The sequence below is a fragment of the Ureibacillus endophyticus genome (genome assembly GCF_024159215.1).
GTDB classification, from domain to species: Bacteria; Bacillota; Bacilli; order Bacillales_A; family Planococcaceae; genus Ureibacillus; species Ureibacillus endophyticus.
This window is the reverse complement of the sequence record NZ_JAMYWW010000001.1, coordinates 1,341,505-1,354,512: the sequence shown is the minus strand read 5'-3', so window position 1 is coordinate 1,354,512 and position 13,008 is coordinate 1,341,505. Positions and strand designations below refer to the sequence as shown.

13 protein-coding genes and 1 other annotated feature are annotated in these 13,008 nt (G+C 36.2%); of the genes, 1 reads left to right on the top strand and 12 read right to left on the bottom strand.

Annotation, left to right across the window (positions count from 1 at the left end):
- Positions 1-75 precede the first annotated feature (75 nt).
- The 7 genes from NKR20_RS06560 to NKR20_RS06535 all read right to left on the bottom strand — a co-directional run bounded on the left by NKR20_RS06560 (position 76) and on the right by NKR20_RS06535 (position 6,906).
- Positions 76-1,401, bottom strand: a complete 1,326-nt coding sequence (locus tag NKR20_RS06560; RefSeq protein WP_253423370.1) for an IS3 family transposase — start codon at positions 1,399-1,401, stop codon at positions 76-78.
- 125 nt (positions 1,402-1,526) lie between these two features.
- A complete protein-coding gene (locus NKR20_RS06555; protein ID WP_253424607.1) occupies positions 1,527-1,862 on the bottom strand; it encodes a hypothetical protein in 336 nt (111 codons plus the stop codon).
- A 102-nt stretch (positions 1,863-1,964) separates the two neighbouring features.
- Complete coding sequence (locus NKR20_RS19400; protein ID WP_301285900.1) at positions 1,965-2,093, bottom strand: hypothetical protein; 129 nt, start codon at positions 2,091-2,093, stop codon at positions 1,965-1,967.
- A gap of 465 nt (positions 2,094-2,558) precedes the next feature.
- Positions 2,559-2,723, bottom strand: a complete 165-nt coding sequence (locus tag NKR20_RS06550; RefSeq protein WP_253424605.1) for a hypothetical protein — start codon at positions 2,721-2,723, stop codon at positions 2,559-2,561.
- A 167-nt stretch (positions 2,724-2,890) separates the two neighbouring features.
- Positions 2,891-4,246 (bottom strand): amino acid permease, encoded by a 1,356-nt coding sequence (locus NKR20_RS06545; protein ID WP_253424603.1) that lies wholly within the window; start codon positions 4,244-4,246, stop codon positions 2,891-2,893.
- Positions 4,247-4,326: 80 nt separating this feature from the next.
- Positions 4,327-4,578 (bottom strand) — a binding site (T-box leader).
- A gap of 150 nt (positions 4,579-4,728) precedes the next feature.
- Positions 4,729-5,559 (bottom strand): NAD(P)-dependent oxidoreductase, encoded by an 831-nt coding sequence (locus tag NKR20_RS06540; RefSeq protein ID WP_253424600.1) that lies wholly within the window; start codon positions 5,557-5,559, stop codon positions 4,729-4,731.
- Between the two features lie 27 nt (positions 5,560-5,586).
- On the bottom strand, positions 5,587-6,906 hold the full coding sequence (locus tag NKR20_RS06535) for a GntP family permease (protein ID WP_253424598.1): 1,320 nt from the start codon (positions 6,904-6,906) through the stop codon (positions 5,587-5,589).
- A 350-nt stretch (positions 6,907-7,256) separates the two neighbouring features.
- Between NKR20_RS06535 and NKR20_RS06530 the strand changes: the two genes are divergently transcribed.
- Positions 7,257-8,144 carry a LysR family transcriptional regulator gene (locus NKR20_RS06530; RefSeq protein ID WP_253424595.1) on the top strand — a complete coding sequence of 296 codons (888 nt, stop codon included), beginning with the start codon at positions 7,257-7,259 and terminating at the stop codon, positions 8,142-8,144.
- Positions 8,145-8,190: 46 nt separating this feature from the next.
- Here NKR20_RS06530 and NKR20_RS06525 read toward each other — a convergent pair whose 3' ends face one another.
- The 5 genes from NKR20_RS06525 to NKR20_RS06505 all read right to left on the bottom strand — a co-directional run bounded on the left by NKR20_RS06525 (position 8,191) and on the right by NKR20_RS06505 (position 12,976).
- A complete protein-coding gene (locus NKR20_RS06525; RefSeq protein WP_253424592.1) occupies positions 8,191-8,799 on the bottom strand; it encodes a GyrI-like domain-containing protein in 609 nt (202 codons plus the stop codon).
- 262 nt (positions 8,800-9,061) lie between these two features.
- Positions 9,062-9,403, bottom strand: coding sequence for a cupin domain-containing protein (locus tag NKR20_RS06520; protein ID WP_121215457.1), 342 nt, complete (start codon positions 9,401-9,403; stop codon positions 9,062-9,064).
- Positions 9,404-9,414: 11 nt separating this feature from the next.
- A complete protein-coding gene (locus NKR20_RS06515; RefSeq protein WP_253424589.1) occupies positions 9,415-10,248 on the bottom strand; it encodes an ABC transporter permease in 834 nt (277 codons plus the stop codon).
- Complete coding sequence (locus NKR20_RS06510) at positions 10,248-11,261, bottom strand: ABC transporter permease (RefSeq protein ID WP_121215459.1); 1,014 nt, start codon at positions 11,259-11,261, stop codon at positions 10,248-10,250. The genes NKR20_RS06515 and NKR20_RS06510 overlap by 1 nt, the downstream gene beginning before the upstream one ends.
- A gap of 107 nt (positions 11,262-11,368) precedes the next feature.
- Positions 11,369-12,976: an ABC transporter substrate-binding protein gene (locus NKR20_RS06505; protein ID WP_253424586.1), complete on the bottom strand. Its 1,608-nt coding sequence runs from the start codon at positions 12,974-12,976 to the stop codon at positions 11,369-11,371.
- Positions 12,977-13,008: the final 32 nt, after the last annotated feature.

Here is a 13,008-nt window from a genome sequence, read left to right as displayed (position 1 = left end):
AAGAAAGAAAAGAGGTGTCCAAAAAATTATTACTTTAATGTGGTACCCAAGTCAAGGACAAACTAAAAAAAGAGTTTAAGCTATTAAGAGATGGTTTCTGTATTGTACAGGAGCCATCTTTTTTAGATTCCATTGATAACGATAATTGTTGTAGTAAACCATGTAGTGATCGATTTTAGCGCGTAACTCATCCAGTGTTTTGACCATGCTGAAATCAACTTCGTCTTTTAAGTGTCCGAAAAAGGATTCCTGTGGTGCGTTATCCCAACAGTTGCCTCGACGTGACATCGATTGACCAAGTTTATAGTGCTTTAAAAGCTTTTGGAATTTTGGACTTGTATAATGAACACCTTGATCTGAATGGATGAAGGCTTCTGGATGGAGCTTTACACGTTTATTGCGGAATAGTTTCTCAACAGTTTTTGTTGCGAGGTCCAGCGTAATACGATCTGATACATGATAAGCTAAAATTTCATTGGTAGACCCGTCTTTAATGGTCGACAAATAAGCCATTGTTCCGTTATAGGGAATATAGCTAATGTCTGTTAATAGGACTTTGCCTGGTACACCTTGCTTAAATTGGCGCTCTAGCTTATTTGGCACAACACGATGTTCTTTTGTTGCTTTCGCTATTTGTTTATACGGATTGGCTTTGCGGTGAGGGCAGACAATTCCATACTTTCGCATAATACGTTGGATTTTCTTGCGATTCATCACGATGCCAAAGTCGTGTTCAAGTGTCATTTTAATTGAACGTGACCCCTTCTTATAACCACGGCGATTGAAGGCTTTTAAGATCAAATCACGTGCTTCTCTATCCTTCAACTCTTTCGTTGCACGTGTCTCACTTGTCTTTAAATAGTTGTAATAACCAGAACGTGAGACGTTTAAAAGTGCGCAAAAATAAGTCACCATTCGTTTAAATGGAAACTGCTCTAGTGTATCGGAAATCAGTTGGAATACCTTATTTGTGCTTAATTTTTGACTGGTGTTTAGCAGCCTCCTTTCTGTCACTTCGAGCTTTTTTAGCATCTCTACTTGCCCTTCTAGTAGTTCAATACGTGCTGCTTGTCTTCCGAGAACTTCTGCCATCGTTAATTCACGCTTTATAGGTCTTCCGGAACTCGTTTTACGTGTATCGGTTAGCCCAATTAAACCATTTTTCTCATACGCTTTTCTCCAACGAGAGGAGGCTTGTTCAACACGTTTCATGCCTATTACTTCAATATCAAAACCGTATTCCTCAAAAATTCGCCGAGGTGTTTTGCCTGCTAAATATTCATCTATAAATTTACTTTTAAATGCATCTGCGTAAGTAATGGTACGTTCGCTTACCTTTAATACATGTGGATTCTTTTGTAGTTGTTCAATCTGTTCTGGTGAAAATAATTGTTTACTCATCGCTGTCTTCTGTCCGTCCTTATTCCTCTTGAAAGTCTAGTATATAAAAAATACCTGTGAATAGCACACTCTTTTTCAAGTGTCCTATCCACAGGTACCATATTACTTTTTGGACACCTCCTACTTTATAATAAAGCAATAATTAAACACAATAGGAATGTAAGACCTGATAATGGTGTCATCACCAATCTCTCTTTCTTACTTCGAGATAATAGATTGGCGATGGTATTTATGCCGAGTAAAATGGAAATAAACCATATGAAACTACTTGTGGGCAAATCTATATCAATCAAGGTATGAGTATGTTGCAGACAAACAAAGCCCATCAATAATAATATTAATGCATTTACAACACTAACAATTCGTAATCTTTTAGGTAAAATCTTATAAGATCCTCCCATTGCATATTCACCAAAAGGAAGACCTAACGAAAGCAACACTTGAAAAACTGCAATGGACACGAACAAAATCGCAACAATAATGGATAATGTATTAATGAATTTTTCCCCCTATCCTTTCTAAAAAAGAATGAATTCCACTATTGAAATTCATTCCTGATATATCTATGCAACATGTATTTCTTCTAAATACGGTACGCGAAATTTCTCATAAATTACTCCATAGACAATTGTCATTAATACAACACTTGCGACCATTACAATCACACTTGGAATAATAAACGTTTTGCTCATTGCGAAAATTACTTCTATACGAAACCAGTTTTGAAAAGGTAAACCTACACTTAAAAGACCTGCGAAAAAGGCGATTTTGACCCCGAGCCGCTTCCCTTTCACAGCTTCATCTAAAATAAATGATTACCCTATTATAGTTAGTACAACTGCCGCTGCAAATACCATCACTAATTTTGCTTTTTTGTTCATTATTGCTTCCTCCTAGAATCGAACACCTTGTTCATCACAATTAATAGTTTAAAAGGCATATGCAACTGATTTAATAAACAAAATTCAACACATTGTCCATTTTTAAATTTTTCTCAAAACTAAATGAAGGTACAATGCTGGACGACTGGTAGCTAAACTATCCGGGGTATGCTTAAAAACAAAAAGAAAGCATTCTGCATCATACAGAACACTTTTTTCTAATAGCTAACCAATTATTATATGTAATACCCATTAAATGTATTTATTAAACAAAAATTACAATTTTTCGTTCAATATAATCACTTTTTTATTTAATAGTAGATTTGGTAAGTTAATGACTTCTTGAATTTTATGGCTTTTCAACTCTTTAACACCATACATCTTTAATTGATTGTACAGCTCTTTTTCATTTCCAAATATCAAGGGCTCTTCCCTTTCCATCCCAATCCACTTTACTCACAATTACATAATGAATTTAAGATTGATAGTTGCCACCTCTTCATAAAAATCATTCCTATAGATTTTTTTCACTTCATTATATTACCGTAATCCCCAATAATCCATATAAAAAAGAAAGCATTCTGCATGACACAGAACACTTTCTTTATCTATTTTTTTATAACTTTATATCCAATATACAAGATTAAGAACCAAACTGGTGCTACATATAGAGCAACACGCATATCTGGAATAAATGCCATTAACACGACTACCATTAGTAAAAATACGATAGCGATATACGTAGAAATTGGATAAAGTGGGATTTTGAATTCTAACTTTGCAATTTCCTCATTTGATTTGAATTTTCTGAATCTCAATTGTGTGAGCAAAATAATCATCCAACTTGTTATAACCGCAACCGTCGCAACCGCAGAAATATATATAAATACTTTTTCTGGTACAACATAATTTAAAACAACGCCAATTAATAACATTAGCGAAGAAAACAAAATACCCCTCTGTGGACTTCCGTTTTTGCTAACGGTATTGAAATATTTTGGCCCATTATTCTGTAAAGATAAATTGTACAACATTCTTCCGGAGCCGTATAAACCACTATTAAATGCAGACATTGCTGCTGTTAGGACAACAAAATTTATAATATGTGCTGCTGCAGGGATACCAACATAATCGAAAATTTGAACGAATGGACTACCTTCTGCCCCCACTTCATTCCAAGGGTATATCGCCATCATAACCCCTAATGCACCAATATAGAAAATTAATATACGCCATACAATATTATTAATCGCTTTCGGAATCGTCTTTTCAGGGTTTTTCGCTTCTCCTGCAGAAATACCAACTAATTCAACGCCACCGAATGAAAACATAACTAATACTAAAGACATTAATATACCGTTGAAGCCATTTGGCATGAAGCCACCATGAGACCAAAGATTAGAAAAACCGATTGCTTCGCCTTGATTACCAACTCCAAATAAAATAATGGCTAATCCAAGGACAATCATTCCGATAATGGCTACGACTTTAATCATTGCAAACCAGAATTCAAATTCACCATAAGCTTTTACATTTGCAAAATTAACAAGCGTCAGAACGACAAGGACCACAAGTGCTGTTATCCATTGCGGGATATCTGGGAACCAATAGTTAATATAAACACCGACTACTGTTAATTCCGCCATACCAACGACAATCCACATGAACCAATATGTCCACCCAGATAAGAATCCTGCAAAGTTCCCTAAATATTTATTTGCATATGTACTAAAGGAACCTGATACTGGTTCAGCTACAGCCATTTCACCTAACGCTCTCATAATTGTGAAAATGACTATTCCGCCAATTAAATAAGCGAATAAAATCGATGGTCCTGCCATTTGAATCGTTGAACTCGATCCGTAGAATAAACCGACTCCAATGGACCCACCAAGGGCAATTAATTGCATGTGTCTGTTACTTAAACCACGTCTAAGTTGTGAATCTTGATGATTTTCTCTCATTTCCCCTTACACCTCATACCTTTCTATTTAAAATTACTTGTTCAACAAAGGAATAAAAAAAAACGCCCTTTTGGATTCACCAAAAGGACGATTCAACTCGTGCTACCACCTTAAATTTATAAGTAATTCACATTACTTACCTCAAAAAGTACAGTCATATGACGATACTCAAGCACATGATTACGGGTGCTTACCGATGTAGCCTACTTAGAAAAAACCTTTCGGTACATAGCTCCAAGATGAATTCACAATCGTTTTACATGCACCTCTCAGCAACCGGTAACTTTCTGTTCGTAAAAATAATTGATACTAGTTCTTTTCATAGCCTTTGTTATATACAAGTATTTTTAATTGTTTTTTTATTTTAACGAATTCTATTATTTTGTCAATACAATTTAGAAAATTCCTTCTTTCAATTTTTTAAAAAAAGAAAGCATTCTGCGCTACACAGAACACTTTCCTTTATGGCTAACCAACCAATCTTATTTTTTCTCTTTTCCCATAGAATTAAACAATTGAGTAGAAGATAGTGCGTTGAATGGCATTGGAATATTAAGTTTTACCCCTTCATTGTACGTAGCGATTAAGTCTTTTAGTAATACTGCTAAAGCTGTGTCTGCAGTCCATTCAGATACATCGCTCCAGTTTCGTACTACCCAGCTGTCGCCCGTACTTACTTTTAATAGATTTAAAATTTCTTCTTCAGGTAAGCCGTAATGTTCCCCAAGTTTTAATCCTTCTGCAACTGCATTCATGTTAATTCCTAAAATCATGTTGTTCACTAATTTTGCTACTTGGCTATTCCCCGCTTCTGGTCCATAGTAGAATGTGTGAGAACCCATCGCATCAAAGTATGGAGCGAAAGATTTTACGATTGTTTCATCCCCTGAAGTCATGATAGATAAAGTACCAGCTTGTGCGCCTGATGCACCGCCAGAAACAGCAGCACTGATTAGTTTTAATCCACTTTCAGCTTCCACTCTTGCACCTAATTCGTTCATCGCATCTGGAGATAGAGTACTCATGACGATGACCGTTTTTCCGTCCGTATTTTCCCCAGTAAGGATGCCGTTTTCACCAAAGATAACGTCCACGTTTTGTGCATAGTCACGAACCATAGAAATAATTGCTTCGTCCGCTAGCTCTGCTACTTCTTTCACTGTATCAACCATTGTAAATCCTGCAGCTTCTGCTTTTTCATAAACACCTTTCCAAGCATCAAAACCGATTACTTCAAAACCAGCTTTCTTTAAATTCGCCGCCATAGGGAATCCCATAGTACCTAATCCGATAAATCCAATTTTTTTACTCATATTTATTCCTCCAAATGTTTAATATTTTTAAGCTAAACCTACTAGAGTTAAAATTACGACTACAGCCATTGCGACCCAGTGCGTAACACTTATACTAATAAATCCATTTTTAAATGTATCTTTCATTGTTAAACCAGTAATCTTGTTAAAGATAATTAAGAAACCTGAATAAGGAACAATTGATAATGCTCCAGAACCAATGGCAATTGCACGGTGAACCGTTTCAGGATCTAACCCTAAATCCAAATAATATGGAGCAAAGTTCGCTACAGAAATACCGATTGCACCTACAGCGGATGCCGTAATACCACCGATTAAACCTGTCCCAATCATTAATGACAGTACGGGAGGTCCAGGAATCGATTGAATCAATTGGAAGACACCTTTAAAGGCAGGAACACCCGTTGCAATGCTACCAAATGCAATCGTACTACCCGTTGTAATCGTTGAAGTAACCGATTCATTTGCTCCTTGATTCAATACTTCTTTTTGCTGATCAAGTTGTTTTCGGAATAAGATTGCACTTAAACCAACTGCCACAATTAAAGCGACAATAATGATATTGCTTACAGAACTGAAACATAAGATAATTGCTAATAATACAATAATCGGAAGTAAACTGATTAAGAAAGGTGGAAGATCGCGTTTCATTGCATCTTCACTATGTTCAACAGAATGCTCTGCTTCAAATGTTTCCTTTTTACGTAAACTTCTCGACAGCATCATTTTCATAAAAACTAATAAGAAAATAATTGCCGCGATGGAAGTAACAATTCCGATGAATGGCGCAGCAGTTAATGTTGTACCTAAAGCTGTGGATGGCACAACATTGTGTAAGGAAGGCGCCCCTGGTAACATGGTCATTGTAAATGTGGATGTACCACCAAATACGGGGATGATGACCAATTTCCAAGAGATATTTAATTGTTGGAAGATTGGTTTTGCCATCGGAACTAATGCGAAGATAATAACGAATACATTAATTCCTCCATAAGTAAGAAGTGCAGAAATTATGAATAACGCTACTAACGCATTGTACGGATTTTTCGTTCCCACTACCGACAACACTTTATTGGCAATCGATATCGTTGCCCCGCTTTTATCCATATATTTTGCTAATATCGAACCTAATAAGAATATCGCGAAGTTTGATGCCACGAACCCAGCAAGGGCAGACATATAAGAATTTTCTTTACCAAAAACAGTTTCTAAAATATTTACATCATTAAATAGCAACACAACAATTGTCGCAATTGGAGCTGCAACAATAATATTGAATTTTTTTACGATAAATAGAATGATTGTTAATATCCCTAACAATATTCCGAATATTCCTAATATATCCATTTTCTATCACCTCTTTATTTCTTGTTGTTTCGGATATTTCGAATTCATTATTCTTGAATTCAAGATGATATTAGATACGCTACCAAAGTTTCTGCCACTTCTGCCTTTTGGAATTTTCTACTCTACGACAAATTAACTTAATTGGAAGCGCTTAATTTCGCCTTACCATTGTTCCTTCTAATATCGAATTTGTCTTGCAAACATACTATAACGTAACTTTCACACATTCGTAAAATATATAAAATTCATGTTTTGTATTCCTTTTTTTCATAATATGATGAAGGGAAATTTATAATATATTTCATGTACACTTAAAATTGAAGATTCTTCAAAGATTGGAGATAGAATGGATGGATATACGACAGCTTACCTACTTTATCGAGGTGGCAAAATATAAGAGTTTTACGAAAGCCTCTAAATCCTTGCACTTATCGCAGTCAACATTAAGTAAAGTCGTCAAAAGTTTGGAAGAAGAATTGAAGGTAGAACTAATCGATCGTTCCGCAAAGAATATTGAACTAACGGACGCAGGAGAAATCGTTTTTGCAGAAGGCGAAAAAATTATGGAATCCCTCGATGATTTATCGATTCACCTTTACGATTTAATGAATTTAAAAAAGGGAAAAATCAAAATCGGTATACCACCAGTTATTGGTTCTTTATTTTTCCCGAAAATCATTAAGGAATTTAATAGTTTATATCCCGATATTAAAATCAAAATATTTGAAGCTGATTCAAAAACGGTGCAACAAGAAGTGACAGATGGAACGCTGGATCTTGGCGTTGTGATGTTACCAGTGGATGAAAAGGTACTCGATGCGATACCTTTTGTTTCGAATGAATTGATTCTCTTCGTTCATCATACCCATCCTTTGGCACAGAGGGAAAAAGTAGATTTGAAAGATTTGCAAAACGAAACCTTCATATTGTTTAAACAAAAGTTATTTCAGGAGCTTATTGTGCAAGAATGTTTACGAGCTGGTTTTCGTCCAGAAATTGCATACGAAAGTTTGGAATGGGATTTCATTAGTGGAATGATTGGAGAAAACTTAGGGATTTCCATTTTCCCAAAACCTATGGAAAATAAAGTCGACCAAACAATTATCAAATCGGTTCATATTGAAAATCCAACACTACCATGGAATTTAGGTTTAATTTCCAAGAAAAAGAAACGCCCTTCACCGGCAGTTCGTCAATTTCTTCAGTTTATTTCTCCAAAGTTACCTTTTGAAGTTTGAATAAATGCTAAAAGGCCAAATTTGAAAATTGGCCTTTTTTATATACTTATTTTACAATTACGGGTACCCATAATTCGTTACTAGGTTCATGGTTTGGTGGATAATAACATTCAATGCATGGGATTTTCGCAAGTTCATATCCTGAATTCGGAAGCCAATCAATATATAAACGTTCCCAGGCATTACTTACATTTGGAAAAACAGCCCATAAATTATGCGAGATATGGATAATTCCTAACTCACTTGGCACTTCCCCATCAGAACGAACTCCCATAAAGTAAGTAAATTCACCTTCCTTAATCGCGGCTTCATTACCACAAACACCTAATATGCCTTCAAGGGTGCATTTCCGTTCTTTCCATGACAAATTAATTAATTGTTGCAAATATCCATCCTTTTCAGCATTTTCCCAAATAGTGGAAATTGTTTTAAAACTTTCGGCCGTTTGTACAACTATTCCCTTACCGATAATTTTAATATCAAAATCAATTGTTTCCATCCGGTACTCCATTTTGGGCTCTCCTTTCTTGATTTCGAAAATTACTTCGATAATGATGGAAAAATTTCCTTCAAAAAATAAAAAAGACACATGAACTTGTGTCTCCTGAATCAGTTTTTCAGATTTTGTATCAAGGGTTGCCGTTGCTTGATCCAATAGAGTTAAGTTTGGATTTTTCAGCAATGCACGAGCAATGAAAATTCGTTGCTTTTAACCACCCGATAACTTTACTCCGCGCTCACTAATTTGCGGTTCATAGCCTTTCTAGCCATTGCATTTCCCCTAAATATACTAACTTCCACCTCTGTATACATCAATATATCAAAAGTGTATACAAATTTATGCAATATACCAATATTATAGAAAAATAAAAAACACCTACAAAATTATATCTGCAGATGTTTTAATAAGTATTAGATTAAGAATCAGCTTTTTTTACCATAAAACAAACGAGCATACATGGTTCGTTTGTTTTATTAATGCACCAATGCTCTTCACCCGCTGGAATCAATGTTGCATCTCCAGCTTTTTCCACACTATATTTACCATTACAGTAGGTTTCGATTTCCCCGCTGAAAATATACGAGAACTCATCTTCCTCATGACAACTCATCCCTTCAGCTGGAACTCTTTCACCAGGTGTAAGAGAAATAACACTCATGCTCACTTCTTTAAAATCTCCCTTTTTTGTGAAGAGTTTCTTCATTTCATAAAGAGGCATACCAGTTGGATCTACTTGATTTATGTTGATTTTTTCCATTCATTTCCCACCTATTCTTTTTGAAGTTTAGGATCTAGAAAGTCTCGTAGACCATCACCTACGAAGTTAGCTGCTATAGAAATCGAGAAAATAGCTAAGCCAGGGAAGGTTGAAACCCACCAATTTTGAATAACTTTCGCACCATCCGATACCATTGAACCCCATTCAGGTGTTGGGGGTTGTGTTCCTAGACCAAGGAAGCTGAGCCCTGAAAACATCAATATTGCATTTCCAAGATCAAGCGTTGCCATTACGAGTAATGGACCAAAACTATTAGGTAAAATTTCTAAAAATAAAACCCGTATATGCGAAGCACCCATAACCCGGGAGGCCGTCACATACTCGCTTTCTTTTAAGGATATAACCATCGATCGCATCAACCTCGCATAGTTTGGCCACCAAATAATAGCCATCGCTATTACTGAGTTTAAGATACTCGGTCCAAGTGCCGCAGCAATGACCATCGCCAAAATTAGAGGTGGAAACGCCATAATCAGTTCTGAGAAACGCATCATGATTTCGTCGACTTTCCCACCCTTATATCCTGCTATCCCACCAAAGAGAATACCAATAGATAAGGCACAAATAACTGTGATGATTCCGGCTGTTAAAGAAATTCTCGAGCCATACATAACCCTTGAGAATACATCACGCCCCAATTCGTCGGTCCCAAATAAATGAGATAAACTAGGAGGCTCATATCGAATCGACAGATCTTGTGCAGTAGTACTATGTGTTGCGATTAACGGTGCAAATATCACAACGATAAACCATAATGCGCAAATAATTAGTCCGAGTTTAAATAGAAATCCTTTTTGAGTGATAAAAGATTTAAATGTTCTCATCATCTATACCTCACTCTCGGATCAATAATTCCATATAAGATATCAATCAATAGATTAATGACTACATAAATAAATGCTATTAAAAGTGAAACTCCACATATTGCTGGGAAGTCTAGTGAAACTGCTGAAAGATATGCATATTGACCGATTCCTGGCCACGCAAAGATATTCTCAACAAGCACCATACCGCCTAAAAGATTACAGAAACCAATACCAGCGACTGTAATGACAGGAATTAAGGAATTGGAGATTGCATGTCCAACGATAATGCCGGATTCTTTTAATCCCTTTGATCTCGCTGTACGAATATAGTCCATAGACATCACTTCAAGTAAATTCGATCGTGTTTGCCTAGCGATTAGTCCCATTGTAAAGAATCCTAACACCGTTGCAGGCAAAATCAAGTGCATCGCGACATCACCTAACAGTTGAAAATCTCCATTTAAAAGAGAATCTAATAATAATAGTCCAGTTCCCCCTTCTGGAGTTGTTGATCTCGCATCTATCCGGCCAGGACCTGGTGTAATACCAATAACAGAAGAGAAAATATTGAGCATAATTAATGCAAACCAAAAGCTCGGTACAGAAACCCCACTAATAGAAAGCGTACGAATGATATGATCAACAGGCTTATTTCGAAAAATAGCAGAGATTACTCCAAAAAGAATTCCAAGCACTAAGGCAATAACCATAGCCACTATCGATAATTCCAGGGTTGCTGGGAAGAACTGCATTAAGTCCTCCATCACTGGTCTGCCAGTTCGAATTGAGGTACCCAAATCACCAGTCAATAAGTGTTGGAAGTACAGTATAAATTGACTAAATAGCGACTTATCGAGCCCCCACTTCTCTTTGAAAGCAGCAACAATTTCGGGATTATTCATTGCACTTTGGCTCAAATTCGCAGCAACCGGATCACTTGGCACTAAATGCGAAAGAATAAACACGAACAGTGCCACACCAAATAATAAGAAAAGTAGAAAGATTAGACGTCTACCTATAAACCTAAGCAATTTAAGATCACACTCCCAACTAAAAACAACTCACAAGTCGATACTCATAAACTAGCTACCCGTAGGCAATTGACTGCCCACAGATAGCTTTTTGGACATTTACATCATCATTTTGAAAGCTTTAAATCTTTTAAACTTAGCTTAAATAAATCATTATAAGCAACACCTTCAAGGTTAGCGCTAACTGCAAATGATTTCGGGTGTTGTACTAAAAATGCATAAGGACTATTCTCTGCAATGATTTCTTGCATTTTACCTGAAAGTTCTGCACGCTTTGCTTCATCAATTTCTACTTTTGCTTGTTCAGCTAAAGCTACTAATTCTGGATTTGCTGAAGGATCCCAGTTTGCACGTGTTCCTACAATATCTCCAGGAATAAATGCTAATTGATTGCTTAGATCATAGTAATCTGGTGACCAGTGCATTACTAGGAATGGTGTTTTACCATTACGATAGTCTTCGATGACAACGCCAACATCACCCGTTTGAATTTCTACATTAATATTAATCTTAGATAAATCTTCTTTTACTTTTTCAGCAATCGTTACCCATGAAAGTCCCTCAGAATCATAGTTAGCTGCAATTAAAGGTACTGTGAAGCCATTTTCAAAACCAGCTTCCTTCATTAATTCTTTTGCTTTTTCAATGTTTTGATAGTTATCTGCTCTTGATTGAGCACCTACAAAGCCATCTTGAACAAATGACATTGGTAGTAGTGCGCCATCACCTGCTAATTGTTTAAAGCCTTCATAGTCAAGTGCATAGCGTACCGCTTGCTGAACAAGTGGATCTGACATTTCCTTTCCAATCTCAGGACTATTGTTCATTAGTAAGAATGAAATCGTTGAAGTTGGAGAAGATACAACTTTTGCGTTTCCACCATCTTTAATTGTTTTTACTTGGTCAGGACCAACACTTAAAGCAACGTCAATTTCACCTTTTTCTAGTGCTTGAATTTGTGTGTTTGGATCTGGAATTTCTTTGATAATAATTTTGCTTGCATTCACAGTGCCTGGATAATTTGGATTCTTTTCAAGTACCATTTCTGTATTTTGAGTCCACTTCGTTAATACATATGGACCACTACCTGCTGATGTCCCATCAAGATAAGCTGTTGCAGTATCCGTTGTACTTGCATCTTCTGCATCGGTACCACCTTGTTCCTTCACAACCTGGCTATCTACAACCGCGAAAGCATTACTTGTTAGTTTAGATAGGAATGAAGCATCTTGTTCCTTTAACGTCACAACAACCGTATTTTCATCTGGTGCTTCTACTTTTTCAACGCCTTCTGCTAGAGCAGATGCATTATCTTTAATATTCATTGTACGGTTAAAACTAAATACAACATCATTTGCAGTAATAGGATTTCCACTTGCAAATTTACGTCCCTCAACCAGTTTGAAAGTATACACAAGTCCAGATTCATCAACAGAATATTCCTTTGCAAGGGCTGGTTTTGGTATAAGTTCTGAACCTTCTAACATATATAAGTTCTCATATGTTGCATAGAAATAAAAATTCCCGAACACTTCATATGCACGGGCTGGATCAAGTGTTTTCCAGTCAGATGCAACCCCAATAACGATTGTATCTTGACTACCATTTGATGAAGATGAAGATGATGTCGTTTGTCCACTTTCTTCTTTTTCACTACATGCTATTAGTGATAAGCTCACTAACAATGTAATTGCCAGTAAAATTATCTTTTTCATTAGCAAAGACCCCTTTTTTTATATTTTTATAG

What these genes read in the sequence shown, in the direction of transcription:
- NKR20_RS06535 (WP_253424598.1), bottom strand. Translation starts at nt 6,906, where the DNA reads ATGGATATATTAGGAATATTCGGAATATTGTTAGGGATATTAACAATC.
- NKR20_RS06540 (WP_253424600.1), bottom strand. Translation starts at nt 5,559, where the DNA reads ATGAGTAAAAAAATTGGATTTATCGGATTAGGTACTATGGGATTCCCT.
- NKR20_RS06515 (WP_253424589.1), bottom strand. Translation starts at nt 10,248, where the DNA reads ATGAGAACATTTAAATCTTTTATCACTCAAAAAGGATTTCTATTTAAA.
- NKR20_RS19400 (WP_301285900.1), bottom strand. Translation starts at nt 2,093, where the DNA reads ATGAGCAAAACGTTTATTATTCCAAGTGTGATTGTAATGGTCGCAAGT.
- NKR20_RS06530 (WP_253424595.1), top strand. Translation starts at nt 7,257, where the DNA reads ATGGATATACGACAGCTTACCTACTTTATCGAGGTGGCAAAATATAAG.
- NKR20_RS06545 (WP_253424603.1), bottom strand. Translation starts at nt 4,246, where the DNA reads ATGAGAGAAAATCATCAAGATTCACAACTTAGACGTGGTTTAAGTAAC.
- NKR20_RS06550 (WP_253424605.1), bottom strand. Translation starts at nt 2,723, where the DNA reads ATGGAAAGGGAAGAGCCCTTGATATTTGGAAATGAAAAAGAGCTGTAC.
- NKR20_RS06560 (WP_253423370.1), bottom strand. Translation starts at nt 1,401, where the DNA reads ATGAGTAAACAATTATTTTCACCAGAACAGATTGAACAACTACAAAAG.
- NKR20_RS06505 (WP_253424586.1), bottom strand. Translation starts at nt 12,976, where the DNA reads ATGAAAAAGATAATTTTACTGGCAATTACATTGTTAGTGAGCTTATCA.
- NKR20_RS06520 (WP_121215457.1), bottom strand. Translation starts at nt 9,403, where the DNA reads ATGGAAAAAATCAACATAAATCAAGTAGATCCAACTGGTATGCCTCTT.